General features: G+C 71.5%; 23 protein-coding genes. 11 read left to right on the top strand and 12 right to left on the bottom strand.

Annotated features, from left to right (window positions below; translation table 11 throughout):
* Positions 1-65: 65 nt before the first annotated feature.
* Positions 66-929, top strand: a complete 864-nt coding sequence (locus HNR22_RS03165) for a phosphatase PAP2 family protein (protein ID WP_179778994.1) — start codon at positions 66-68, stop codon at positions 927-929.
* A 15-nt stretch (positions 930-944) separates the two neighbouring features.
* On the opposite strand, the gene HNR22_RS03170 is transcribed toward HNR22_RS03165, so the two are convergent.
* Together HNR22_RS03170 and HNR22_RS03175 are read right to left on the bottom strand one after the other, a co-directional pair.
* Positions 945-1,754 carry a CPBP family glutamic-type intramembrane protease gene (locus HNR22_RS03170; RefSeq protein ID WP_179778995.1) on the bottom strand — a complete coding sequence of 270 codons (810 nt, stop codon included), beginning with the start codon at positions 1,752-1,754 and terminating at the stop codon, positions 945-947.
* Between the two features lie 36 nt (positions 1,755-1,790).
* Positions 1,791-2,534: an SAM-dependent methyltransferase gene (locus tag HNR22_RS03175; RefSeq protein ID WP_179778996.1), complete on the bottom strand. Its 744-nt coding sequence runs from the start codon at positions 2,532-2,534 to the stop codon at positions 1,791-1,793.
* A gap of 74 nt (positions 2,535-2,608) precedes the next feature.
* On the opposite strand from HNR22_RS03175, the gene mug reads away from it, so the two are divergent.
* Positions 2,609-3,178, top strand: coding sequence for a G/U mismatch-specific DNA glycosylase (mug, locus tag HNR22_RS03180; RefSeq protein ID WP_179778997.1), 570 nt, complete (start codon positions 2,609-2,611; stop codon positions 3,176-3,178).
* Here the strand turns inward: mug and HNR22_RS03185 are convergent.
* Both HNR22_RS03185 and HNR22_RS03190 read right to left on the bottom strand, forming a co-directional pair.
* Entirely contained in the window at positions 3,175-3,678 is a 504-nt protein-coding gene (locus HNR22_RS03185) for an SRPBCC family protein (protein ID WP_179778998.1), read from the bottom strand. The genes mug and HNR22_RS03185 overlap by 4 nt on opposite strands.
* On the bottom strand, positions 3,675-4,037 hold the full coding sequence (locus tag HNR22_RS03190) for a metalloregulator ArsR/SmtB family transcription factor (RefSeq protein WP_179778999.1): 363 nt from the start codon (positions 4,035-4,037) through the stop codon (positions 3,675-3,677). Before HNR22_RS03190 ends, HNR22_RS03185 begins: the two co-directional genes overlap by 4 nt.
* Before the next feature lie 111 nt (positions 4,038-4,148).
* Between HNR22_RS03190 and HNR22_RS03195 the strand changes: the two genes are divergently transcribed.
* The gene (locus tag HNR22_RS03195; protein ID WP_179779000.1) at positions 4,149-5,249 is read left to right on the top strand and encodes a calcium:cation antiporter; all 1,101 of its coding nucleotides are present in this window, start codon (positions 4,149-4,151) and stop codon (positions 5,247-5,249) included.
* 3 nt (positions 5,250-5,252) lie between these two features.
* Here HNR22_RS03195 and HNR22_RS03200 read toward each other — a convergent pair whose 3' ends face one another.
* Both HNR22_RS03200 and HNR22_RS03205 read right to left on the bottom strand, forming a co-directional pair.
* Positions 5,253-6,500, bottom strand: coding sequence for an RNA polymerase sigma factor (locus HNR22_RS03200; protein WP_179779001.1), 1,248 nt, complete (start codon positions 6,498-6,500; stop codon positions 5,253-5,255).
* A gap of 3 nt (positions 6,501-6,503) precedes the next feature.
* Positions 6,504-6,896, bottom strand: a complete 393-nt coding sequence (locus HNR22_RS03205) for a YciI family protein (protein ID WP_218907034.1) — start codon at positions 6,894-6,896, stop codon at positions 6,504-6,506.
* 264 nt (positions 6,897-7,160) lie between these two features.
* Here HNR22_RS03205 and HNR22_RS03210 point away from each other — a divergent pair, with 264 nt between their 5' ends.
* Together HNR22_RS03210 and HNR22_RS03215 are read left to right on the top strand one after the other, a co-directional pair.
* Positions 7,161-7,904, top strand: coding sequence for a neutral zinc metallopeptidase (locus HNR22_RS03210; RefSeq protein WP_179779003.1), 744 nt, complete (start codon positions 7,161-7,163; stop codon positions 7,902-7,904).
* A gap of 120 nt (positions 7,905-8,024) precedes the next feature.
* Complete coding sequence (locus HNR22_RS03215; protein WP_179783376.1) at positions 8,025-8,681, top strand: HAD-IA family hydrolase; 657 nt, start codon at positions 8,025-8,027, stop codon at positions 8,679-8,681.
* 14 nt (positions 8,682-8,695) lie between these two features.
* Here the strand turns inward: HNR22_RS03215 and HNR22_RS03220 are convergent, their stop codons facing one another.
* The 5 genes from HNR22_RS03220 to HNR22_RS03240 all read right to left on the bottom strand — a co-directional run bounded on the left by HNR22_RS03220 (position 8,696) and on the right by HNR22_RS03240 (position 14,731).
* Complete coding sequence (locus HNR22_RS03220) at positions 8,696-9,073, bottom strand: carboxymuconolactone decarboxylase family protein (RefSeq protein WP_179779004.1); 378 nt, start codon at positions 9,071-9,073, stop codon at positions 8,696-8,698.
* Between the two features lie 160 nt (positions 9,074-9,233).
* Complete coding sequence (locus HNR22_RS03225; RefSeq protein ID WP_179779005.1) at positions 9,234-11,789, bottom strand: ABC transporter permease; 2,556 nt, start codon at positions 11,787-11,789, stop codon at positions 9,234-9,236.
* Positions 11,789-12,556 carry an ABC transporter ATP-binding protein gene (locus HNR22_RS03230; protein WP_088948102.1) on the bottom strand — a complete coding sequence of 256 codons (768 nt, stop codon included), beginning with the start codon at positions 12,554-12,556 and terminating at the stop codon, positions 11,789-11,791. The genes HNR22_RS03225 and HNR22_RS03230 overlap by 1 nt, the downstream gene beginning before the upstream one ends.
* A 358-nt stretch (positions 12,557-12,914) precedes the next feature.
* Positions 12,915-13,601, bottom strand: a complete 687-nt coding sequence (locus HNR22_RS03235) for a response regulator (RefSeq protein WP_179779006.1) — start codon at positions 13,599-13,601, stop codon at positions 12,915-12,917.
* Between the two features lie 215 nt (positions 13,602-13,816).
* Positions 13,817-14,731 carry a RecB family exonuclease gene (locus HNR22_RS03240; protein ID WP_179779007.1) on the bottom strand — a complete coding sequence of 305 codons (915 nt, stop codon included), beginning with the start codon at positions 14,729-14,731 and terminating at the stop codon, positions 13,817-13,819.
* Between the two features lie 77 nt (positions 14,732-14,808).
* On the opposite strand from HNR22_RS03240, the gene HNR22_RS03245 reads away from it, so the two are divergent.
* The 3 genes from HNR22_RS03245 to HNR22_RS03255 are packed head-to-tail and all read left to right on the top strand — an operon-like array spanning position 14,809 to position 17,571.
* Positions 14,809-15,963, top strand: coding sequence for a site-2 protease family protein (locus HNR22_RS03245; RefSeq protein WP_179779008.1), 1,155 nt, complete (start codon positions 14,809-14,811; stop codon positions 15,961-15,963).
* Entirely contained in the window at positions 15,960-16,952 is a 993-nt protein-coding gene (locus HNR22_RS03250; protein WP_179779009.1) for a tRNA (adenine-N1)-methyltransferase, read from the top strand. The genes HNR22_RS03245 and HNR22_RS03250 overlap by 4 nt, the downstream gene beginning before the upstream one ends.
* 46 nt (positions 16,953-16,998) lie before the next feature.
* Complete coding sequence (locus tag HNR22_RS03255) at positions 16,999-17,571, top strand: hypothetical protein (protein ID WP_179779010.1); 573 nt, start codon at positions 16,999-17,001, stop codon at positions 17,569-17,571.
* 52 nt (positions 17,572-17,623) lie between these two features.
* On the opposite strand, the gene HNR22_RS03260 is transcribed toward HNR22_RS03255, so the two are convergent.
* A complete protein-coding gene (locus HNR22_RS03260) occupies positions 17,624-17,914 on the bottom strand; it encodes a ferredoxin (RefSeq protein ID WP_088948108.1) in 291 nt (96 codons plus the stop codon).
* Positions 17,915-18,091: 177 nt separating this feature from the next.
* Between HNR22_RS03260 and arc the strand changes: the two genes are divergently transcribed.
* The 3 genes from arc (at position 18,092) to dop (ending at position 23,663) form a co-directional block, all read left to right on the top strand.
* A complete protein-coding gene (gene arc / locus HNR22_RS03265) occupies positions 18,092-19,876 on the top strand; it encodes a proteasome ATPase (protein ID WP_099853355.1) in 1,785 nt (594 codons plus the stop codon).
* A 176-nt stretch (positions 19,877-20,052) separates the two neighbouring features.
* Positions 20,053-22,035, top strand: a complete 1,983-nt coding sequence (locus tag HNR22_RS03270) for a hypothetical protein (protein ID WP_179779011.1) — start codon at positions 20,053-20,055, stop codon at positions 22,033-22,035.
* Between the two features lie 110 nt (positions 22,036-22,145).
* A complete protein-coding gene (dop, locus tag HNR22_RS03275; RefSeq protein ID WP_343059658.1) occupies positions 22,146-23,663 on the top strand; it encodes a depupylase/deamidase Dop in 1,518 nt (505 codons plus the stop codon).
* Positions 23,664-23,670 lie beyond the last annotated feature (7 nt).

Raw genomic sequence — 23,670 nt, forward strand, 5'->3', positions numbered from 1 at the left:
CGGCCAGTCCTTGTGAAACAGGCCCTAGGGCCGGTACGAGCGAACGTCACCGAATCGAGGGGTCTGTGGAAACCGCGGAGCTGCCAGCGGCGCGGCCGGCGGCACCCGCCCGGCGAGCCGCCGCACTGCGCCGGGCTCTACGTGAGCTGGGGCTCGTCGCCGCACTGTTTCTCATCTACAAGGCGGCTCGGGTGGCGGGGGCCGACCGGGGGCCGACCGCTGTGGGAAACGGGGAGTGGATCTGGCGGGTGGAGCGCCTGTTCCACCTGCCCAACGAGGCCGCCTTCCAACGTCCGGTGCTCTCCCACGAGCTGTTGGTGCACCTGGCCAACGGCTACTACGCGTACGTGCACTTCCCCGCCACGGCCCTTTGTCTGATCTGGCTGTACGTACGACACCCCGTGCGTTATCTCTGGACGCGTCGCATGCTCGCCGGGCTCACCGCGGCGGCACTGGCGCTGCACTTCCTGGTCCCGCTGGCACCGCCGCGACTGACCGCCCTGACCGGCATGGTGGACACGGGCAGCCGTTACGGGCCCGCCGTCTACGGCCCACCCGACACGGACGCGTTGAGCAACCAGTACGCCGCCATGCCCTCCCTGCACGTCGGCTGGGCTCTCGCCGTCGCCGTCGCGCTCATCACGGTGACCGGCGGGCGCGTGCGGTGGCTGTGGCTGGCGCACCCGCTCGTCACCCTGCTGGTTGTCGTGACAACGGGCAACCACTACTGGCTCGACGGCATCGTCGCGGCCGTGCTGCTCGCCATCGTCTGCCTCGTGCTGCCCAGGCCCCGCACCGGCGACCAGCACACCCACCCGCCGACACGGCACCCGGCCGGATGGCCCCGTCAGCGCGTACGGGCTCCGCAGGCGCCGCCCGTTCACCCACCCGGGCGAGCCGACGCCGGTGACGTGGTGCGAACGCCATAACCGCTCGTGCGCCCGTCAACCGGTCGGCTCCGGTTCACGTGCCTGCCAGCTCAGGTGGTCGCGGTGCAGCCGTTGCACGGCTGTCCAGCCGAACGCGAACGGTAGGGCACCCATGGCGACGAGTCCCAGGACGTCCGATCCGGTCACGTCGAAGACGGCGCCCACGTCGCCGAACAGTTGGGCGACGGTCTGGAAGGCCACGTGGAAGCCGATGCCCGCCCAGATGTCGCCGGTGGCGACCCGGAAGCCACCCAGGAGCAGAGCGAAGACGAAGAACAGCAGCAGTCTGTCGAGGGAGGTGGCGGCGCCGACGAGGAACCCGAACAGGGTGAACAACACGGACTGTCCGAGGACGGCCTGCCAGGCCGGCAACCGGGTGGCGAGGTTGCGCTGGAGGTAGCCGCGGAAGACGAGCTCCTCCGGTAGCGCCTCGTACAGGAAGACGAGGACGACCAGCAGCGCCGCCACGCCCAGGGCGTGTGTCGCGGAGGTGCGCGGGCGGATCTCCACCCAACCGAAGCCGAGGCAGAGCGCGAACCCGACGGCGGCGGGGATGAGCCAGCAGGCCACGCCGAGCAGCAGTCGCCGCCAGCCGGTGCGCAGTGAGGGCAGCCCGAGGCCGGTCCAGGGGCGACGGTCGAGCAGGCGACGGGCGGCCACCACCAGGGGGACGACGAGCACCGTCGTGAGGATGGCCCTGGCCACATGGGTCGGGCGGTCGTAGTCACGATCGAGAAGAGCCCCGATAAGCAGCCACACCAGCACGGCGCCGACGGACACGACGAGGACCCGCCAGGGCAGGGCGAGACGAGGTCCGGCGCTCACCACGCGCAGCGTAGCCAGCGGTGGCAAGGTGACCGGTCAGCGACCGAGGACGAGGTAGGCGAGTCCGAGAACGCCGCGATAGCCGTCGACGTACTCGCGCAGGCGGTCGTCGAGTTCCGCGCGGACGTCGGCCGCCCGGGGGTCCTCCGGGTAGCTGAGCAGCCACTCCTGGCGGCCCGCCAGCCAGGTGGATTCGAAGTCGTCCCACTCCCGTTGGTCGGCGGTGCTCAGGTGCAGCACCCGCCAACCCCGCCCACGGGCGGCCTCGACGAGCCCCGGCAGATCCGTGACCTCCGCTCCGAAGGTCTGCTCGATAGTCGGCGTGGGGGGACGCTCCCAGTACGCGTCGCCGAACAGCAGCCTGCCGCCGGGCCGGACCACCCTGGCGAGGGCGTCGAGGGCGGCGTCGGTGCCACCGAAGGCGTGCGCCGAGCCGATGCAGAGGACCCGGTCGGCGGGCTCCTGCCAGGCGGCCGCTTCCCCCATCACGAAGGCGACGTGTCGGTTCAGGGACCGCCCCGCGGCCAGCCGCCGCCCCCGGGCGAGGGCAGCGTCGTCGGTGTCGACGCCGACGCCCCTCGTCGCGACCGGGCCGGACACGCCTCCGGCGGCGACCGCCCGCAGCAGCAGCTCACCCCAGCCGCAGCCGAGGTCGAGCACGCGCGCGCCGGGGCGGACGTCGAGTCGTTGCAGCAGCAACGCCGCGTGCTCCTGCGACAGCGGAGTGTTCCAGCGCATCCGGGCGTAGCGGCTGGCGGCGAGGTGGTCGGTTGACTGCATGCGTTGAGGGTGTCAAGGCGTGATCGTCGGCGTGCGCCGGGTCCGACACCCCGGCGTACGGCAGGATCGGTCAGATGGGCGCGGAGCAGGCGGGGCCGTTTCGGCGGCCGACCCCGCAGGAGGTGGCGGCGGCGGCCGGCCGGGGCCTGGCGGACGTGATCGGCCCCGGCCTGCGGGTGCTGTTCTGTGGCTTCAACCCGGGCCTCTACTCGGCCGCGGTCGGGTTGCCCTTCGCCCGCAAGGGCAGCCGATTCTGGCCGGCCCTGCACGGCGGCGGCTTCACCGACCGGGAGCTGCGCCCGTGGGAACACGACGAGTTGCTGCGCCACGGTCTGGGCATCACCAGCCTGAGCAACCGGGCCACCGCCCGCGCCGACGAACTGACGTCGGCGGAGCTGGTGGCCGGCGTGACGGGGCTGGCGGTGAAGGCGCAGCGGTACCGGCCCCGGTGGGTGGCCATTCTCGGCGTGACCGCGTACCGGATCGCCTTCGTCCGGCCCCGGGCCGCGCTGGGTCCGCAGCCGGACCGGCTGGGCCCGGCCCGGCTCTGGGTGCTGCCCAACCCCAGTGGCCTGAACGCGCACTTCCCGCTGCCGGCGTTGACCGCCGAGTTCGGCAAGCTGCGCCAGGAGATCGACGGCTAGGACGCCTCGGCGGCCAGCGCCTGGTAGTAGGGCTGCATCGCGGGGTGGTAGTCGTCGAACCGGGGGAGGGGTGAGCCGTCCCGGGAGGCGAACAGCATGTCCAGGTAGTACTCCCAGCCGGCGCCGACCTCGGCGATGCCCTCCACGCTGGTGAGGTGCTGGACGAACCGCAGCTCGGTGGTGCCGTCGGTCTCGGTCAGCGCCATCTCCAGCAGCCAGGTCCCGTAGCTGTCGATCATCGACACGGCGAGGCGTCGCTCTGGCTCGCACGCGTCGATGCGCACGTCACACCAGGGCTGCTGCTCCTCGTACGCCATCTGGACCTGGATGGTCCGTCCGGGCGCGGCGTCGCCCTTCCAGGGGCCGAACCAGCGGGCCGTGCGCTCCGACTCGGTCAGGCTGGCCCAGACGTCCGTCGCCGGGGCGCGGAACGTCCGGGTCAGGACGAGATCGTGGCCGGTGGCGGTGCGAAACAGGCGTCCGGCGGGTGTACGGGTCATGCCGTGTGCTCCCTTCGGTGCTCCGCCGGGCCGCGGCCGCGGCGCTCTCGGCGGGTGCGATAGACCTCGGTCTCCAACGCGTCGAGGTGCCGCTCCCACCGGTCGGTGGCCGCGAGCGCGGCGAGCCAGTCGACCAGCGGGGCGAGCGGGCGCGGATCGAATCGGTAGATCCGCTGTCGGCCGACCATCTCGTCGTGCACCAGACCGCTCTCGCGCAGCAGCCGCAGGTGGCGGCTGATCGCCGGTCGACTGATCACGAATCGCTGGGCGATGTCGCCCGCGGACAACGGCTCGTCGCGCAGCAGGGTCAGGATGTGCCGTCGTACCGGGTCCGCGATCGCGGTGGCCACCTCGTTCACCCGGAAAGCGTAACCTATCGGTTACGGGTTAGCGTGGTGAAGGCCACGGACGGCCGCATCTCACGGCGTCGATGTGGGCACATGATCACTTGACCTGGCACTCTGTAAGGCATGGCCGCCCTCCTTCGCTCCCGCCTGACCGACTGGACGTTTGTCGTACCCGTGCTCGCCGTCCTGATATTGATGGTCACCTGGGGGCGGAGCCTGCCTGGGCCCGTCATCGTGGTTGTCGCGGTGCTGCTGGGCGGCGCGGTGCTCGCGGCCGTGCACCACGCGGAGGTGGTCGCCCACCGGGTGGGGGAGCCGTACGGATCCCTGGTGCTCGCCGTCGCGGTCACCGTGATCGAGGTGGCCCTGATCGTCACGCTCATGATCAGCGGGCCGGAGAAGACCCAGTCGCTCGCCCGCGACACCGTCTTCGCCGCCGTCATGATCACCTGTAACGGGATACTCGGCCTGTCCCTGCTGCTCGGGGCGCTGCGCCGCCGAGTGGCCGTGTTCAACCCGGAGGGCACCGGCGGCGCGCTGGCCACCGTGATCACCCTGGCCACCCTGAGCCTGGTCATCCCCAGCTTCACCACGGCCCGCCCCGGCCCGGAGTTCAGCCCGGCCCAACTCGTCTTCGCCGCCGTCGCGTCGCTGGCCCTGTACGGGCTGTTCGTGCTCGTGCAGACCGGCCGGCACCGCGACTACTTCCTGCCGGTCGACAGCCGGGGCAAGGTCATCGAGACGGAGGAGCACGCCAAGCCGCCCACGACCCGCGCGGCGATGGTCAGCCTGATCCTGCTGCTGGTGGCGCTGGTCGCGGTGGTCGGCGACGCCAAGACGGTCTCCCCGACCATCGAGGCTGGGGTCGCGGCGGCGAACCTGCCGCACGCGTTCGTCGGCGTGATCATCGCCCTGCTGGTGCTGCTGCCGGAAACCCTGGCCGCCGCCCGCGCCGCCCGCCGCGACCGCGTCCAGACCAGCCTGAACCTCGCGCTCGGCTCCGCGATGGCCAGCATCGGCCTGACCATCCCGGCCATCGCGATCGCCTCGATCTGGCTGGACGGCCCGCTGCTGCTCGGCCTCGGCGGCACCCAGCTCGCGCTGCTCGCGCTGACCGCCGTGACCGCGGTGCTGACCGTCGTGCCGGGCCGGGCAAACGTGCTGCAGGGTGGCGTACACCTGGTGTTGATGGCCGCCTTCGTCTTCCTGGCCGCGAGCCCCTGACCGTCACACGCCGCCGCCCGCGAGGCGGTCCGCGCGGGCGTTCAGGTAGCGCTGCTGCGCCAGGTTCGTCGACCGGGACGCCGCCATCCGGTACGCCTCCCGCGCGGCGACCCGCTCACCCACCAGCTCCCACAGGTGGGCGCGGGCGGCCGGCAGCCGAGGGTCGTCGGCCAGGCGCGGGTCGTCGGCCAGGTCGGCGAGCAGCGCCAGACCGGCCGACGGACCGCGGCTCATCGCCACCGCCACCGCGTGGTTGAGCGCCACCACCGGGTTGTCGGACATGCCGAGCAGCACCTCGTACAGGGCGGTGATCTGCGGCCAGTCGGTCTCCGCCGCACCGGGTGCCTCGTCGTGCACGGCCGCGATGGCCGCCTGGAGCTGGTACGGCCCGACGACCCCGCGCGGCAGTGCCCCGGTGATCAGCTCGACCCCCTCGGCGATCTGGTCGGCCCGCCACCGGCGCCGGTCCTGCTCGGCCATCGGCACCAACTCGCCGTGCGGCCCGAGCCGGGCCGGCGCGCGGGCGTCGGTGAGCAGCATCAACGCGAGCAGCCCGGTGACCTCGGGATCGTCGGGCAGCAGTCGGTGCACCAGGCGGGTCAGTCGGATCGCCTCGGCGGTCAGGTCGGCGCGCAGCAACCCGGGGCCGGCCGTGCGCGCGTAACCCTCGGTGAAGATCAGGTAGAGCACGTGCAGCACGGCGGCGAGCCGGTCCGCGCGCTCCGGGTCTGTCGGCGGCGCGAACCGCAGTCCAGTGTCGCGGATCCGTTGCTTTCCCCGGCTGATCCGCCGGGTCATCGTCGCCTCCGGCACCAGGAACGCACGCGCCACCTCGGCGGTGCTCAGCCCGCCCACCGCACGCAGTGTGAGCGCGATCTGCGACGCCGGCGACAGCGCCGGGTGGCAGCACAGGAAGAGCAGGATGAGTGTGTCGTCCGCGTCGGCCGTCGGTTGGTCAGCCGCCGGAGCGCGCCAGTGCTCCGGCAGCACCCACCGCGCCACCGTGTCCTCCCGCCGCCTCCGGGCCTGCTCCCGGCGCAGCAGGTCGGTCAGCCGGCGGGACGCGACGGTGATCAGCCAGCCGCGGGGGTTGTCCGGTACGCCGTCGCGCGGCCAACCGCCCGCCGCCGCGATCAGCGCCTCCTGCACCGCGTCCTCGGCGGTGTCGAAGTGCCCGTAGCGACGTACCAGCGCGCCGAGGACCTGCGGCGCCAGCTCGCGCAGCAGGTCCTCGACGGGTGTCTCCGGCATCGGTCAGTCGGCCAGGTCCTCGATGCCCTCCAGCACCGGCCGCACGTCCACGTACCCGCCGGGGGCGTTGGGGTCGACCAGACCGGCGGCGATCTCGGTGGCCCGGTCGAAGCTGGCGCACTCCACGATCGTGTAACCCGCCAGGACCTCCTGCGTCTCCGGGTACGGCCCGTCGGTGACCACGGGTGCGCCCTCGCGTACCTGCACCCGGCGCGCGTGCACCGGCTCGCTCAAGCCCTGGGCGTCGACCAGCTCCCCGGACTCGGCCAGCGCCTGGTGGAACGTCTCCATGTGCTGGTGCATCGCCGCGATCTGCTCGGCCGACATCGCCGGCCGGTCGGAAGCCCGCCCCGACAACACGTCGTAGTCCTGCTGCGATCCGTAGAGCAGAATCATGTACTTCACGGGTGCTCCCTCCTGTTCCGCGGTGCCGCCGCGGCACCGCCTCACCAGAAACGTCGAACCCGACCCCCCACCCCGGACACCCCACCCCCACCAGAACTGTTGATCATGAAGTTATCGTCACGACACGCCGAGCCGAGTGACGCTAACCTCATGATCACCGAGGACCGGTCCTGGCGGCGTGAAACCGGTGGCTGGGCGTTCCGGTCGCATCGTTGGGGTACTACCACCGCGAGCACCGATGTCTGGGGAGGCACAGTGGGCACACGGTCGAGGCGCGATGCCCGAGGCCCGGTGGCCGCCCTGCTGATCGCCGCGCTGGTGTCGCTCGCCTGCGCGGGCGGCGGGCTGGCCGAGCCGGAGGGCGAGCGTCCCGCCCCGGGCCGGTCGCAGGCCTCCCCGGGGCCGAGCACCACCCGGGCCGACAGCACCACCAGCGTCGCCGAGTTCGAGCAGGACGTCGCCGACGCGCAGGAGATCGCCGAACGCTACTGGGCAGCCCAGTTCAAGGAGTCCGGGCAGCGGTTCCAGCCCATCCGGCGGATCACCCCCTACCAGCGGTCGGGAGAGGTGTCCTGCGGCGGTCAGCCGTTGCCCCGCAACAACGCCGTCTACTGCTCGCAGGGCGACTTCATCGCGTACGACGTCGCCTGGTCGGTGGCGGCGTTCCGTCAGGTCGGTGACGCGTTCGTGTTCTACCTGCTCGGCCACGAGTACGCGCACGGCATCCAGGTGCGCCTCGGCATCAACTACAGCTTCACCATCCAGCAGGAGCTGCAGGCCGACTGCATGGCCGGGGCGTACCTCGGTGACTCGGTGCGGGCCGGCGCGCTGACTCTGGCCGAAGGCGACCTGGACGAGTTCCGCGAGGGGGTGGCGGCGGTCGGCGACGACCCCGACCAACCGTGGTTCGCGGAGGGCTCGCACGGCACCGCCGAGCAGCGCACCGACTCGTTCTTCCGCGGTTACGAGCGTTCACTGGAGGCCTGCGACCTGGGCTGAACGGGTTGCCCGGATCACGTCGGCGCCCGTCGCGGTCATCGGCGGTGGCTCGGCCTGGCAGGATCGCCGATGTCGGCCACGACCCTGGAGGATCCGCTGAGCAGCCATCACCCCGCCGCCGTGCTCTTCGACATGGACGGCACGCTGGTCGACAGCGAGAAGCTGTGGGACGTCGCGCTGCAGGAACTCGCCCAGGAGTACGGCGGGGAGCTGTCCGAGGACGCCCGCCGGTCGATCGTCGGCACCGCCATGGCCGAGTCGATGCGCATTCTGCACGACGACCTGGGGCAGCCCGAACGGGATCCGGAGATCAGCGCGGCGTGGATCAACGCGCGGATCCTGGAGCTGTTCCGCACCGGCCTGCCCTGGCGGCCCGGCGCGTTCGAGCTGCTGCGCGCGGTCCGCGCGGCGGGGATCCCCACCGCGCTGGTCACCTCCAGCCCTCGGGCGCTGGTCGAGATCGCCCTGGACACCCTGGGTCGGGACAACTTCGACACAGTGGTCGCCGGTGACGAGGTGGTGGCGGCCAAGCCGCACCCGGAGCCCTACCTGACCGCGGCGCGGCTGCTGGGTGTGCCGATCGAGCGTTGTGTGGCGATCGAGGACTCGGCGACCGGGGTGGCCAGCGCGCTCGCATCCGGCGCGGCGGTGCTGGCCGTACCGGCGGAGGTGGCGCTCGCGAGTGCTGTCGGCGTACGCCAGACGGAGAGCCTGACCGGCTTGGACCTGGAGTTTCTCGCGGCGTTGCTGGCCGACCGGGCCGCGGCGACCGGCTGACGGGTCGACCCGGGTCACGGGCGTTCGGCGAAGACCGCCCCGACCACCTGGTAACTGTCGAACGCTCTCGCGGCCCCCGCGTACGCGGCCAGGTGGATGAACACCTCGACGATCTCCTCCTTGGTCACTCCCGAGCTCAACGCGATGCGCAGCTGGCCGCGCAGCGGCTCGTGGGTGCCGAGGGTGGCGGCGACCGCCACCGAGACGAGGCAGCGGCTGCGCAGGTCCAGGCCCTCCCGGGGCCATGCCTCGCCGAAGGTCTGCACGGTGGCGAGACGACGGAAGTCCTGCCCTACCGGCGGTTCGCCCTCGCCGAGCGGCAGCACCAGTGGTTGACCGAGGAGCCGCTCGGCGTTGTCGAGTGCCCGCTGGTACGCGTCCTGATCGGTCATGTCACCGGCCCCCGGCTCACCGCCGCGGTCGCCGGCGGGCCGGCGCCCTGCCGGTACCACCAGCCTGGCAGTCGGTCGCTGGCGGCCGCTGTCGAATCGGTCAGCCCGCAACGGCCAATGCCCCCGCTCGCCAGGCGACCGGGGGCATCGATGGTGCCGATCAGTCGTGGGCGATGGCGCCCAGGACGTTGATCCGGGCCGCCCGGATGGCCGGCAGCACCGCTGCCACCACCCCGATGATCGCGGCGAGGCCGAGGAAGACTCCCATCTGCCCCCAGGGAAGGATCAGGTCGGTGATGCCCTCGTCCTTGAGCGCCTCGACCACCGCGGCGCCGAGGCCGGTGCCGACCACCACGCCCAGCAACGCGCCGAACACGGAGATCACCACCGCCTCCACCGTGATCATGCCCATCGTCTGGCCGCGGCGCAGGCCGATCGCCCGCAGCAGACCCAGCTCGCGGGTCCGCTCCAGCACCGACAGCGCCAGGGTGTTGATGATGCCGAGCACGGCGATGATGATGGCCAGCGCCAACAGGATCTGGATCATCGTGAGCAGGCCGTCGAGCGAACTCGTCTGCTGCTCGATGAACGCGTCCCGGTCGGCCACCGACACCTCGGGGCTGTCCGCGAGGAGCGCCTCCACCTGCGGCTGCACGTCGGACACCCGCGCGCCCGGCGCCAGTTGGATGAAGCCCTGGATGGGCTGCGGGATGGCGAAGTCCTTCGCCGCCGCCGGTGGCAACGTCACCGGGTTGGTCAGCTGCGACGACTCGTAGATGCCGCTGACCGTGTACGTGCGGACCTCACCGCGGGTCAGCTGCACGTTCACCGTCGAGCCCACCGACCAGCCACGGGACGTGGCGGTGTCCGAGCTGGCCAGCATCTGGGTCGGCCCGAGCCGGTCGATGTCACCGGCGGTGGCCTTCGCGCCGAAGATCTGCCGCAGCGACGCGATGTCGCTGCTCGCCGCGACCCAGGTGCTCTCGCCGTCGACCCTCGCCATGTCGCCGTACTCGCCGTCGACCAGTTGCACGCCCGGCAGGGCCTTGGCCTTGTCGAGCACACCCGGGTCGAAGCTCGGCGGACGCGGGCCACCCTGCACGCCGGCGATCACCAGTTCGGCCTTGATGGTGTCCTGGGCGAGCGCGCTGATGCTGCCCTTGGCCGAGTCGAGGATCACCGTGACGCCGGTGACCAGTGCGATGCCGACCATCAGCGCCGCGGCGGTGATCGCCGTACGGCGCGGGTTGCGCCCGGAGTTGAGCCGGCCCAGCTTGCCCGGCACCGACCAGGAGAAGATCGCCCCGAGCAGGCTCACCACCGGTCGGCTGATCAGCGGGGTCAGCAGCGCCACGCCGATGAAGGCGAACAGCACCCCACCGAGGATGGTGGGCAGCGTCTGCCCGTCGGCGTTGCCGCTGAGCCCGAGGAACAGCAGTACCGCGCCGATGCCGGTGACCACCGACCCGGTCACGGTGATCTTGGTCAACGGCCGGTCCGGCGTGGCCACGTCCTGCATCGCCGCGATCGGCGGGATCCGTGATGCCCGCAGCGCCGGCAGCAGCGCCGCCACCACCGTGATGACCAGCCCCACGGCGAACGACCCGATCACCGCAGCCGCCGGCACACCGATCCCGGCGAGGGTCAGGCCACCGGCCAGCTTGCCGAACAGGAACGCCAGCAGCGCGCCCACCCCGATGCCGGCGGCGAGGCCGAGCACCGAGGCGATCAGACCGACCGCGATGGCCTCCAGCACCACCGACCCGATGATCTGCCGCCCGCTGGCCCCGATGGCGCGCATCAGCGCCAACTCGCGGGTGCGCTGGGCCACGATGATCGAGAAGGTGTTGAGGATCAGGAACGTACCCACCAGCAGCGCCACCGCGGCGAAGCCGAGCAGGATCTTGTTGAAGAAGGACAGGCCCTCCTTCAGGCTGGCCGATGCGTCCGCGGCCACCTGCTCGCCGGTCTTCACGTCGAAGTCCGCGCCCAGGGTGCGGGCTACGTCGTCGCGCAGCTTCTCGTCGGAGACCCCGTCGGCGGCGCTCACGGTGATGCTGCTGAACGTGTCCGGCTCACCCAGCATCAGCCGCTGCGCCACCGGCGTGGTGAAGAAGACCTCGTTGACCCCGCCGATGGAGTCCCGGTCACCGCTGTAACCGGCGATGCCGACCAGGGTGAAGTCCCGTTTCTTCGACTCGAACGCGGTGAGCACGCCGACCTTCTGGCCGACCTGCACCTTCGCCGTGGTGGCCAGCGACTTGTTGATGACGATCTCGTCCTCGGCCTGCGGCGCACGCCCCTCGCGCAGCTGCATCAGGTCGCTCTCGCCGATCCAGTTCTCGCCCAGCTGCGGCGGACCGAACGAGCTGACCACCTTGCCGTTGCTGCCGATCACCCGGGCGCCGTCGGCGTTCACGATGCCCGTCGCCGAGGCCACGCCCGGCACCTGCTTCACCCGGTCCACCAGGGCGGCCGGCAGGGGAGCGGCGCTCTGCTCGCCCTCCATCTCGTTGACCTGCACCTTCGGCTTCGCCGCGACGTTCACGTCGATTTCGGAGAAGCCGTCGGCGAAGACCGAGTCGAAGGAGCGACCCAGCGTGTCGGTGAGCACGAAGGCGCCGGACACGAACATGACCCCGAGCACGACCGCCAGCCCGGACAGGATCAGCCGGACCTTGCGGGCCAGCAGACTCTTCAGTGTCGCCCGGAACATCAGTTGCCCACCTCAGCCGGAGTGTCCAGCTTCTTCATGGTGTCCAGCACCGTCTCGGCGGTCGGCTCGATCAGCTCCGAGACGATCTCTCCGTCGGCGAGGAAGACCACCCGGTCGGCGTACGCGGCGGCGGTCGGGTCGTGGGTGACCATGACGATGGTCTGGCCGTGCTCGCGGACCGAGTTGCGCAGGAAGCCGAGCACCTCCGCGCCGGAGCGCGAGTCCAGGTTGCCGGTCGGCTCGTCGGCGAAGATCACCTCGGGGCGGGAGACCAGGGCCCGCGCGCACGCCACCCGCTGCTGCTGCCCTCCGGAGAGCTGCGCCGGCCGGTGGTCCAGCCGGTCCCGCAGACCGACCGTGTTGATCACCGTGTCGTACCAGGCCGGGTCCGGCTTGCGCCCGGCGATCGACAGCGGCAGCAGGATGTTCTCCTTCGCGGTCAGGGTGGGCAGCAGGTTGAACTGCTGGAAGATGAACCCGACCTTGTCGCGGCGCAGCTTCGTCAGACCCGCGTCACCCAGCCCGGTAACGGTCGTCTCACCGATCTGCACCGTTCCCCGGGTCACCGAGTCCAGGCCGGCCAGGCAGTGCATCAGCGTCGACTTGCCGGACCCCGACGGCCCCATGATCGCGGTGAAGCGGCCACGTTCGAACTCCGCGCTGACCCCCCGCAGCGCGATGACCTGAGCCTCGCCGCTGCCGTACACCTTCCACACGTCGTTCGCCCGGGCCGCGGCCTGCGCCTGCTGGCCTACCGTCGCGGTCACGTCATCTACCTCTTCCGTCTGTCCGAAAATGCACGCCGCCCCCCGATGGTCCGGCGCGACTGTTCAATCATCGGTGCTGCTCACGCCCGCCCTGTCCGCCCAGGGGCTGATCCGGAGCGGATATTCCGCTGCGGGTGCACCCCCATGTCGGATCAGGGTTGCCCCTGACCTGACGACCGGTCGAGCGTGTTTCCCACCGGCGAACCCCCCGCCGGCTCCGACTGTGTCCCCTCACGTCACAGGAGGGTCAACCGCGCCGGGCCGTCTCCGGTCACGGTAGGTGACGGAGGCAACGGCGGCCGTCCCCCCACGGTGGGATCTTCGAGTACGCCGGGTGAGGTAGTCGGGCCGGCGGCGGCTACGCCCTGGGTCGGACCAACCCCGACTCGTACGCCAGCACGACGGCCTGCACCCGGTCGCGCAGCCGCAGCTTGGTCAGCACATGCCCGACGTGGGTCTTGATGGTTGTTTCGCTGACCGACAGCACCGCCGCGATCTCGGCGTTGGACAGCCCCCGGGCGACCTGCACCAGCACCTCGCGTTCCCGGTCGGTGAGCGCGTCGAGCGCTGCCGACGGCGTCGCCGCCGGGTCGGGCAGCAGCTCGGCGAACCGGTCCAGCAGTCGCCGCAGGATGCGGGGAGCCACCACCGCGTCCCCACCGGCGACCGTGCGGATCGCCGCGATCAACTCCTCGGCGGGCACGTCCTTGGCCAGGAATCCGCTGGCGCCCGCGCGCAACGCGCCCACCACGTACTCGTCCAGGTCGAAGGTGGTCAGCACCAGCACCCGCACCGGCAGTCGGGCGTCGACGATCGCCCGGGTCGCGGCCACCCCGTCCATCCGGGGCATCCGGATGTCCATCAGAACGACGTCGGGCAGCAGCCGGCGGGACAGCTCCACCGCCTCCACGCCGTCACCGGCCTCCGCCACCACGTGCAGGTCACCCTCGGCGCCCAGCACCATCCGGAACCCGGTACGCAGCAGCGGCTGGTCGTCGGCGAGCAGGATCCGCACCGGCCGTCCCGGGGTCGCCCGATCGGTCATCTCGCCTCCTGTCCGGCCTGCCGCACCCGGTCATCCTCGCGTACGTCGGCGGGTGCGTCGCGGATCACCGTAGAGGCCGGCCGGTCACCCTGTCCCGACCGCAGCGGCACCGCTGCGGTCGGGTCCGCCGGGTCGGCGCGGCTCGCCCAGAGACCCGAGGAGGCGATCAGCGTCGACGGAGCCGGACCGACCTCACCGCGACGCGGGGGCGGCCGTCACTCGTCGGCGCCCGGCGCCACCGGAACCGACCGGGAGTCGCGCAGCGGGTCGGCGCTCGCCGCCGCGACCGGGAACGGCGGCGGAGTGCCACCGAAGGTGGGGCAGATCGCCTGGTGGCTGCACCAGTCGCACAGCTTGCTCGGTCGGGGCCGGAAATCCTGCCGGGCGGTGGCCTGCTCGATGGCCCGCCACAGCGCCACCACCGTGCGCTCGAAACGGACCAGCTCGTCGGCGTCCGGCGTGTAGTCCAACACCTCGGCGTCGCGCAGGTAGAGCAGCCGCAGCACCCGGGGCACCACCCCCCGGGTGCGCCACAGCACCAGGGCGTAGAACTTGAGCTGGAACAGCGCCCGCGCCTCGAACGCCTCCCGTGGAGCGCCGCCGGTCTTGTAGTCGACGACCCGCAGCGCCCCGTCCGGGGCGACGTCGAGCCGGTCGAGGTAACCCCTGATCAGCAACTCGTCGTCGACCACCGCCGAGATCAGGCTCTCCCGCTCGGCCGGCTCCAACCGGGTCGGGTCCTCCACGGCGAAGTAGCCCTCCAGCAGCCCGGCGGCCGAACGGAGGAACTCCACCGGGTCGGCCGGCTCCGCGCCGTCGAACACCCCGGCCAGCTCCGGCTGCTCGGTGACCAGCCGGTCCCACTGTGGGGCCACCAGATCGCCGGCGGCCGCCGGTGTGCGGCCCTGCGCGGGCAGGTCGAACAGGCGCTCCAGCACCGCGTGCACCAGCGTGCCCCGGGCCTGTTCCATGGTGGTGCGCTCGGGCAGCCGGTCGATGCTGCGGAACCGGTAGAGCAGCGGGCAGGTCTTGAAATCCGCCGCACGCGACGGCGACAGCGAGGCCCGCACCGTCGGCGGCGCCTGCGCCGCGGTGGAAGGTTGGGGAGTGGTGACCGGTTCCGCCGTCATGTCGGCAAAGGTTAGGGCACCGGTGTGACACCGACCGCCGCCCGCCCCACACAGCGACGGTCCGTAGCATCGTGGCGATGGAGCAGACATCCCGGCCGCCGCGCCGACCCGACCGGCGCCCCGGCCTGAACGTCGGCCGGGTGTTCGGGGTGCCGCTGCACCTCAACGTCTCCATGGTCCTGTTCGCGGTGCTCATCGCCGTGCTGTACGCCGAGTTCGCCCGCCGGCAGCTGGACCTGCCGCAGATCAGCGGCTATCTGATCGGCTTCGGCTTCGTGGTGTCACTGCTCGGGTCGGTGCTGCTGCACGAGCTGGGTCACGCCCTCACCGCCCGGCGGTACGGCATCGGTGTGCGCGGAATCACCCTGGAACTGCTCGGCGGCTACACCGAGATGGACCGGGACGCCCCGTCGCCCCGCGTCGACCTGCTGGTGTCCCTGGCCGGCCCGGCGGTGTCCGCGGTGCTCGGCGTCCTCGCGGTCGCCGCCACGCTCGCCCTGCCCCAGGGGACCGTGGCCCACCAGCTCGCCTTCCAGCTCGCGGTCAGCAACGTCATCGTCGCGCTGTTCAACAGCCTGCCCGGGCTGCCGCTCGACGGTGGCCGGGCGCTGCGCGCCGCGGTGTGGGGCCTGACCCGGGATCGGCACCTCGGCACCGAGGTCGCCGGCTGGGCCGGCCGCGTCGTCGCCGTCGGCACCACGGTCGTGGTCCTGCTGCTCACCGTCACCGACCGCCTGGCGCCGCTGGCGCTGCCGCTGATGCTGCTGGTCGCCGTCACCCTCTGGCGCGGCGCCGGGCAGTCGATCCGGGCCGCCCGGGTCAGCCGCCGGTTCCCGCTGATCGACCTGGCCCGGCTGGCCCGCCCGGTCTGGCCGGTGACCACCGGCACGCCCCTGGCCGAGGCGCAGCGCCGACGCGCCGACGCCGCTCAACCCGGCGCCGCCCTGCTGGTCACCGACTCCACCGGCCGGCCGGTGGGGCTGGTCGACCCGGCCGCAGCCGAGGCGGTGCCCGTCGAGCGCCGGCCGTGGCTGGCGGTGGACGCCGTGGCCCGGTCCCTGGGCACACTTGCCACGCTCGCCCTCGGGTGGGACGGCGAGCGGGTGATGGAGGCCGTACAGACCCACCCGGGCGCGCAGTACGTGGTGACGTCAGGCGAAGATGTCGTCGGCATTCTGCACATCGCGGACCTGGCACAGCTCCTCGAACCCAACCGGAAGATGACACCGTGACCGCAACTCCCTCCACCGTCCCCGCCACCCCGGCGCTGACACCCGTGCACCGAGGGCCGTTCCGGCCCGGCGACCGGGTCCAGTTGACCGACCCCAAGGGGCGGATGCACACCGTGACGCTGGAGCCGGGCAAGGAGTTCCACACCCACCGCGGCATCCTGGCGCACGACACGCTGATCGGGCTCCCCGACGGCAGTGTGGTGACCACCGCCGGTGGCGGCACCGCGTTCCTGGCCCTGCGGCCACTCCTGTCGGACTACGTGCTGTCCATGCCGCGCGGCGCGCAGGTCATCTACCCGAAGGACTCGGCGCAGATCGTCGCGATGGGTGACATCTTCCCCGGCGCGAAGGTCCTCGAGGCCGGCGCCGGCTCCGGCGCGCTGAGCTGCTCCCTGCTGCGCGCCGTCGGCACCGAGGGTGAGCTGCACTCGTTCGAGCTGCGCGACGACTTCGCCCAGATCGCCAAGCGCAACGTCGAGGCGTTCTTCAACGGGCCGCACCCGTCGTGGAATCTGCACGTCGGCGACGTCGCGCAGTGTCAGGAGACCGGCTTCGACCGGATCATCCTGGACATGCTGACCCCCTGGGAGACCCTCGACATGGTCGAGCGGGCGCTGGTGCCCGGCGGGGTGTTCATCGGCTACGTCGCCACCACGCCGCAGCTCTCCGAGCTGGTGGAGGCGCTGCGCGAGCGCGGCGGCTGGACTGAGCCGCGCGCCTGGGAGTCCCTGGTGCGCGACTGGCACGCCGAGGGCCTCGCCGTCCGCCCGGACCACCGGATGATCGCACACACCGCGTTCCTGGTGTCCGCGCGCAAGCTCGCCCCGGGGGTGACCGCGCCGCCGCGTCGGCGCAAGCCCAGCAAGGGCACCGAGGCGTACGCGCAGCGCCGCCAGGACCTGCGCGAGGCGGAGGCGGCCCGACAGGCCGCCGCCGCCCAGGCGGCCGGTGCGCAGCCCGACGGTACGGGGGAGATGGACAGGCCGTGACCATCGAGCTGGGCGTGGGCACCGCCGAGCAGGGGGAGGGGCCGGCATGAGCCGACCGGGCTACGGCGGCGGTGACCTTCCCGCGGTCTTTCCCGACTGGTCGCCGTACCAGGATCTGGAGTCGGCGGCACGGGCCTACCTGCGCGACCCGGACGTCGCCCTGGAGGCACTCGGCGGCGTGCTGCGCGGCGCGTCGGTGCTCGGCTTCACCCTGGAACGCTTCGTCAACGAGGTCAACGGCGTCTGGCAGGAGGTCGTCGTCTGCGACGGCAGCCGCCTGATCCTCTGGCACGGGGAGGACGTGCCGCCGGAGGAGGGCCCCCCGGGCTCGATGACCTCGTCGCTGCGGGTGGTGCCGGTCTCGACCGTCACCGAGGTCGGCTGCCGGCGGCGGCTCAACAGGTCCGAGAGCGGCGAGATCCGGGTCGACAGCATCGACGTCTACCTGCTGCTGACCTCACTGGACGAGGCACCGCCGACCGAGGAGATGGCCGGCACGCCACGGCACGACGCGTTGCGCTTCGGCAAGACCCTCGACGACGGCGGGGCGGGTCAGATCGCCCGGCTGGAGGAGTTCGCGCGGCTGGTCGCCTCGGTCGTCGGTCGTCCGATGCTCTGAGGCGTACCCCTTTCGGGGCCGGCCGGGCCGCGCGGCCCGGCCGGTGGGTCGCTCAGTCCTCGGCGTCCGGGCCGGCGACCTCGACACCGTCGCCGCGCACCACGTGGATGCAGTCGCCCGGGCATTCCTTCGCGGAGTCGATCACCTCGAGTCGCAGGTGCTCCGGCACGTCGACGCGGCTGCCCGGCGCCATCCGCAGCTCACCGTCGGTGCCCTTGACGTAGGCGAGACCGTCGATGTCGAACTCGAAGACCTCTGGCGCGTACTGCACGCAGAGCCCGTCGCCCGTGCAGAGATCCTGGTCCACCCAGACCTGCAGCTGATCGGTCGCGACCTCGGCCACGGTGCACCCCCCATGTTCTCCCGTCCTACGCTTCGACGGTACCCGAACGCCGGTAACGGCCCGTCAGGCCACCCTTGGCGATCAAGGTTCGGTGACGAGGGTGTTGCGTGGGACCGAATCGGCCTCATAGCGGCTAGTGTTAGGGCAGAACGTTCAAGCCCCCCGGGGAGGTGGGACGTGGCAGCACGCAGCGACGACGCGGACTCGCGCGCCGCACGGTGGGAGAAGGAAGCCCACGATCTCTCCACGCAGGTCGCGTTCCTTCAGGAGGAACTCGCTCTGGTGCGGCGCAAGTTGACCGAAAGCCCCCGACACGTCCGGCAGCTCGAAGAGCGGCTGGCGGCCACCCAGGCACAGTTGGCGCGGCTGACCGAGAACAACGACCGGCTGGTGAGCACCCTCAAGGAAGCTCGCACGCAGATCGTGACGCTCAAGGAGGAGATCGACCGGCTCGCGCAACCGCCGAGTGGCTACGGTGTCTTCCTGGCCAAGCACGACGATGGCACGGTGGATGTCTTCACCGGCGGCCGCAAGCTACGGGTCGCGGTCTCGCCCTCCCTCGAGGTGGGTGACCTGCGCCGTGGTCAGGAGGTCCTGCTCAACGACGCGCTCAACATCGTCGACGCGTTCGGCTACGAGCGGGTCGGCGAGGTGGTGATGCTCAAGGAGATCCTGGAGGGGCCAGGTGGCGGGCCGGGTGACCGGGCGCTGGTGGTCTCCCACTCGGACGAGGAGCGCATCGTGCACCTCGCCGAGACGCTCATCGGCTCGGCGATCCGGGCCGGCGACTCGCTCATGATCGAGCCCCGCTCGGCCTACGCGTACGAGCGGATCCCGAAGAGCGAGGTCGAGGAGCTGGTCCTGGAGGAGGTGCCCGACGTCGACTACGGCGACATCGGTGGCCTTCAGTCGCAGATCGAGCAGATCCGCGACGCGGTGGAGCTTCCCTTCCTGCACGCGGACCTGTTCCGTGAGCACCAGCTCCGCCCGCCCAAGGGCATCCTGCTCTACGGCCCGCCCGGCTGTGGCAAGACGCTCATCGCCAAGGCGGTGGCCAACTCGCTGGCCAAGAAGATCGCCGAACGGCAGGGCAAGGAGAAGCACACCAGCTTCTTCCTCAACATCAAGGGCCCCGAGCTGCTCAACAAGTACGTCGGCGAGACCGAGCGGCACATCCGGCTGATTTTCCAGCGGGCACGGGAGAAGGCCGGCGAGGGCACGCCGGTGATCGTGTTCTTCGACGAGATGGACTCGATCTTCCGGACCCGCGGCTCCGGTGTCTCCTCCGACGTGGAGAACACCATCGTCCCGCAGCTGCTCAGCGAGATCGACGGCGTGGAGGGCCTGGAGAACGTCATCGTCATCGGCGCCTCCAACCGGGAAGACATGATCGACCCGGCGATCCTGCGCCCCGGTCGGCTCGACGTGAAAATCAAGATCGAGCGACCGGACGCCGAAGCGGCCAAGGACATCTTCTCCAAGTACATCCTCTCCGGGCTGCCCCTGCACCCGGACGACCTGGCCGAGCACGGGGCCGACGCCCAGGCCACCGTGGCGGCCATGATCGACGCCGTGGTGCTGCGGATGTACTCCGAAACCGAGGAGAACCGCTTCCTCGAGGTCACCTACGCCAACGGTGACAAGGAAGTCCTCTACTTCAAGGACTTCAACTCCGGCGCGATGATCCAGAACATCGTCGACCGGAGCAAGAAGATGGCCATCAAGGAGTTCCTCACCTCCGGCCGCAAGGGGCTGCGCCTGCAGCACCTGCTCGACGCCTGCGTCGACGAGTTCCGCGAGAACGAGGACCTCCCCAACACCACCAACCCCGACGACTGGGCCCGCATCTCCGGCAAGAAGGGCGAGCGGATCGTCTACATCCGCACGCTCGTCTCCGGCGGCAAGGGCGCCGAGGCCGGTCGGTCCATCGAGACCGCCAGCAACACCGGTCAATACCTCTGACCGTCCAGCGGCGGCACCGGATCTCCTCCGGTGCCGCCGCTGCGCGCGTCCGAGCGCGTGCTGCGCCACGCCAAATACCGGCGGGGCCTACGGTCCTCCGCGTTCCGGCTAGACTGCGGCGACTTCGCCGACTTACCCGAACGAGGACCTTCGTGCGTGCCGACGCCACCGTGGAAATGCCAGCCGTGCTAAGCAGCACCGAAGCTCACGAGCCGGTAGCCACACCGACGGCCACCAGGCGTCCCAGGACCAGCCTGCTGCTGGGCCTCCTGCTCGCCTGCTGGCTCGTGCCCCTCGCCGCGAACGCCGTACACGCCGCGTGGCTGCTCCCCCCGGTGGTCCTGCTCGGCACCGCCAGCCTGCTGCGGTCCGGCCGGAGCCTGCTCGACCGGGTGGTCCTCGCCTTCGCCCTGCTCGCCGGCCTCACCTGCGCCGTCGGGCTGCTGTTCACCGTCTGGCCATGGGGCCTGCACCCGGTGCCGGTCACCGGCCTGGCGCTCACCGTCCTGACCCTGGCCGCCGTGCTCTCCCGGCGCGCACCCCGGCTGCCCCGCCCCAGCTGGTCCGACCTGGTCTCCCTCGCCGCCGCGGCCCTCGCCGCCGGCTACCTCGCCACCCCCTACCTGCGGGCCAGCAGCTTCGGTCAGCGACTCAACCTCGCCATGGTCGGCGAGGACAACGGTCGCCACCCCGCCCTGGTCGACGTGATCGGCCGCGTCGGCGGATACCTCTTCCTCGACCCCGACACCGCCCGCGAGCACATCTTCTCCGGCCTCGTCCACTACCCGCAGGGCTGGCACTTCACCACCGCACTGCTCGACGGCTTCCTGCGCAGCGCCGGCGACCCACCCACCGGCGCGCGCCTCATGGACCACTACATGCTCTGGTGCCTCCTCACCTTCGCCGGGCTGCTGCTCGCGCTGATCTGGGCCGCCCAGCACGTCGCAGGCCCCCTGCACCCGCTGCGCCGACTGGTCCTCATCATCGCCGTCACCGCCCTGGTCCTCGGCACCGAACTGCCCCGCCTGCTCGTCGCCGGCTACCCCAGCGAGACGTTCGGCCTCAGCCTGTCGGCGCTCCTCATCGCCCTCGTCGTCCGCCCCCTGTACCGGCTGCGCGAACAACTCATCCTGGTCGGGGCGCTGCTGATCGGCATCGGCTTCAGCTACTACCTCTTCCTCTTCCCGACCGGCGCCATGGTGCTCTGCTGGCTCATCGCCGACCGGCGCCGACTCCGTGCCCGCGCCGGCACCGTCGCCGCCATCGCCGTGCCCACCGCCGCGCTGGCCCCGCTGATCCCTCTGCTCGGCCTGCTCGTCGCCGGCCAGAGCGAAGCGCTCGCGGCCCCCGGCGGCACACCGCCGGTCGAGACCTACAACACCATGCTCGGGCTCGGCGCGGCCGTCGTCGCCGCCGTCCTCGTCCGCACCAACCTCGCCGAGTCCACCTGGCGGCGCTACCTCGTCACCCTCGCCGTAGCCCTTCTCTTCTCCGCCAGCATGGCCGCCGTGAACCTGGCCAACGGCACCCAACCCGCCTACTACTTCGGCAAGACCGCCCACCTGGTCATCGCCGTCCTCATCATCGGCGCCGCCGCGCTCGCCCGACTGCTGCCCGTGCCCGCCCAGAGCACCGACTCCGAGCCGCGGCGTCGCCCCATCACCAGCGCCCTCCCCGCTGTCGCCACCGCCGCCCTGGTGACGCTGGCGGTGCTCGCCGGCACCGGCCTGCTCGGCTGGACCGGCGGATACTTCCACCGCACCGGCAGCAACGGCACCTGGGCGAAGGACTGGGCCGGCCGGGATGTCCGGGACGTCACCCGCTCCGCGTCGGTCACGTCCATCGCCTACCGCAACTACCCGGCGATCCCCGGCACGGTCACCCTCGTCGTCGACAAGCAGGGCCTCCAGGGCTACCGGGAGTCGATCTTCCTGTCCGCGATGCAGGGCACCAGCGGCCAGACCGAACCCGGGATCTACTTCCGGATCTACGACGAACCCGAACGGACCGCGGAGATCCTGCGCCGCGTCCCCCGCCCGCTGCGCCTCATCGTCGCCCACCCGGAGGCCCAGCAGGCCATCGACCGCGCGCTCAAGGCAGACCCGACCCTGCGCGACGGCCTGACCCTGGTGCCGCTCAAACCCACTACGCCCCGCTAGCCGCGCCGCGCCGGCCGACAGGGTCGCGCGATGCGCCATCGCGCAGACTAGTCTCGATGGTGTGAGCGGCGGGCACGCCGGCTCCGTGGGCGAGCGAAGCGAGTGGTCGCATGTCGGTACGTCGGATCATGGGCACCGAGGTCGAGTACGGCATCTCCGTGCCGGGACAAGCTGGAGCCAACCCGATGGTCACCTCATCGCAGGTGGTCAACGCCTACGGGGCGCGTCCGGAACTCAACCGGGGCGGGCGGGCCCGCTGGGACTACGAGGAAGAGTCGCCGCTGCGCGACGCCCGCGGCTTCACCTACTCCGGAGCGGCCTACGACCCGGCCGAGGCACTGGCCGACGAAGACCTCGGCCTGGCCAACGTGATACTCACCAACGGCGCACGCCTCTACGTGGACCACGCCCACCCCGAATACTCCACCCCGGAGGTCACCACCCCCCGCGACATCGTGCGCTGGGACAAGGCCGGCGAGCGGGTGATGGCCGAGGCGTCCCGCCGCGCCGCCACCATCCCGGGCACCCAGCCGATCCACCTCTACAAGAACAACACCGACAACAAGGGCGCCAGCTACGGCGCCCACGAAAACTATCTGATGCGCCGGCAGACGCCGTTCGCCGACATCGTGGCGTACCTGACGCCGTTCTTCGTCACCCGGCAGATCGTCTGCGGCGCCGGCCGGGTCGGCATCGGCCAGGACGGCGGGCAGAGCGGCTTCCAGATCTCCCAGCGTGCCGACTTCTTCGAGGTCGAGGTGGGCCTGGAGACCACGCTCAAGCGCCCGATCATCAACACCCGCGACGAGCCGCACGCCGACGCCGACAAATACCGCCGGCTGCACGTCATCATCGGCGACGCCAACCTCTCCGAGATCTCCACCTACCTCAAGGTCGGCACCACCGCGTTGATCCTCACCATGATCGAGGAGAAGGCACTCGGGGCCGACCTCGGCATCGCCGACCCGGTCAGCGAGCTGCGCGCCGTCAGCCACGACCCCACCCTGACGCACCGCATGCGGCTGCGCGACGGCCGCCGGCTCACCGCACTGGACCTGCAGTGGGCCTACCTGGAGCGGGTCCGGTCCTTTGTCGACGACCGGTACGGCACCGATGCCGACGAGCAGACCGTCGACGTGCTCGACCGCTGGGAGAGCGTCCTGGACCGGCTGGGCCGGGATCCGATGCTCTGCGCCGACGAGTTGGACTGGGTGGCCAAGCTGCGGCTGCTGGAGGGTTACCGGGAGCGGGAGAAGCTCGGTTGGGGCTCGCACAAGCTCCAGCTGGTCGACCTTCAATACTCCGACGTCCGGCCAGAGAAGGGGCTCTACCACCGCCTGGTCAGCCGAGGGGCGATGAAGACGCTGCTCACCGACGACGAGACCCGCACCGCGATGACCGAGCCGCCGGAGGACACCCGGGCCTACTTCCGTGGCCGCTGCCTGGCCCAGTACGCCTCCGAGGTGGTCGCCGCGAGCTGGGACTCGGTGATCTTCGACGTGGGCCGGGAGTCGCTGGTCCGGGTCCCGATGATGGAGCCGGAGCGGGGCACTCGCGCACACGTCGGCGCTTTGTTCGACCGCTGCGCCAGCGCCAAGGACCTGCTGGAGACGTTGACCGGGGGCTGAACACGCG

The organism is Micromonospora jinlongensis (assembly GCF_013410645.1).
In the GTDB taxonomy this organism is placed as follows: Bacteria; Actinomycetota; Actinomycetes; order Mycobacteriales; family Micromonosporaceae; genus Micromonospora; species Micromonospora zamorensis.

Coding starts and splice junctions, on each gene's coding strand:
- HNR22_RS03255 (WP_179779010.1), top strand. CDS start 16,999: ATGAGCCGACCGGGCTACGGCGGCGGTGACCTTCCCGCGGTCTTTCCC.
- HNR22_RS03270 (WP_179779011.1), top strand. CDS start 20,053: ATGCCAGCCGTGCTAAGCAGCACCGAAGCTCACGAGCCGGTAGCCACA.
- dop (WP_343059658.1), top strand. CDS start 22,146: ATGTCGGTACGTCGGATCATGGGCACCGAGGTCGAGTACGGCATCTCC.
- HNR22_RS03235 (WP_179779006.1), bottom strand. CDS start 13,601: ATGACCGATCGGGCGACCCCGGGACGGCCGGTGCGGATCCTGCTCGCC.
- HNR22_RS03225 (WP_179779005.1), bottom strand. CDS start 11,789: ATGTTCCGGGCGACACTGAAGAGTCTGCTGGCCCGCAAGGTCCGGCTG.
- HNR22_RS03195 (WP_179779000.1), top strand. CDS start 4,149: ATGGCCGCCCTCCTTCGCTCCCGCCTGACCGACTGGACGTTTGTCGTA.
- mug (WP_179778997.1), top strand. CDS start 2,609: ATGGGCGCGGAGCAGGCGGGGCCGTTTCGGCGGCCGACCCCGCAGGAG.
- HNR22_RS03245 (WP_179779008.1), top strand. CDS start 14,809: ATGGAGCAGACATCCCGGCCGCCGCGCCGACCCGACCGGCGCCCCGGC.
- HNR22_RS03185 (WP_179778998.1), bottom strand. CDS start 3,678: ATGACCCGTACACCCGCCGGACGCCTGTTTCGCACCGCCACCGGCCAC.
- HNR22_RS03220 (WP_179779004.1), bottom strand. CDS start 9,073: ATGACCGATCAGGACGCGTACCAGCGGGCACTCGACAACGCCGAGCGG.
- HNR22_RS03205 (WP_218907034.1), bottom strand. CDS start 6,896: ATGATTCTGCTCTACGGATCGCAGCAGGACTACGACGTGTTGTCGGGG.
- HNR22_RS03200 (WP_179779001.1), bottom strand. CDS start 6,500: ATGCCGGAGACACCCGTCGAGGACCTGCTGCGCGAGCTGGCGCCGCAG.
- HNR22_RS03240 (WP_179779007.1), bottom strand. CDS start 14,731: ATGACGGCGGAACCGGTCACCACTCCCCAACCTTCCACCGCGGCGCAG.
- HNR22_RS03175 (WP_179778996.1), bottom strand. CDS start 2,534: ATGCAGTCAACCGACCACCTCGCCGCCAGCCGCTACGCCCGGATGCGC.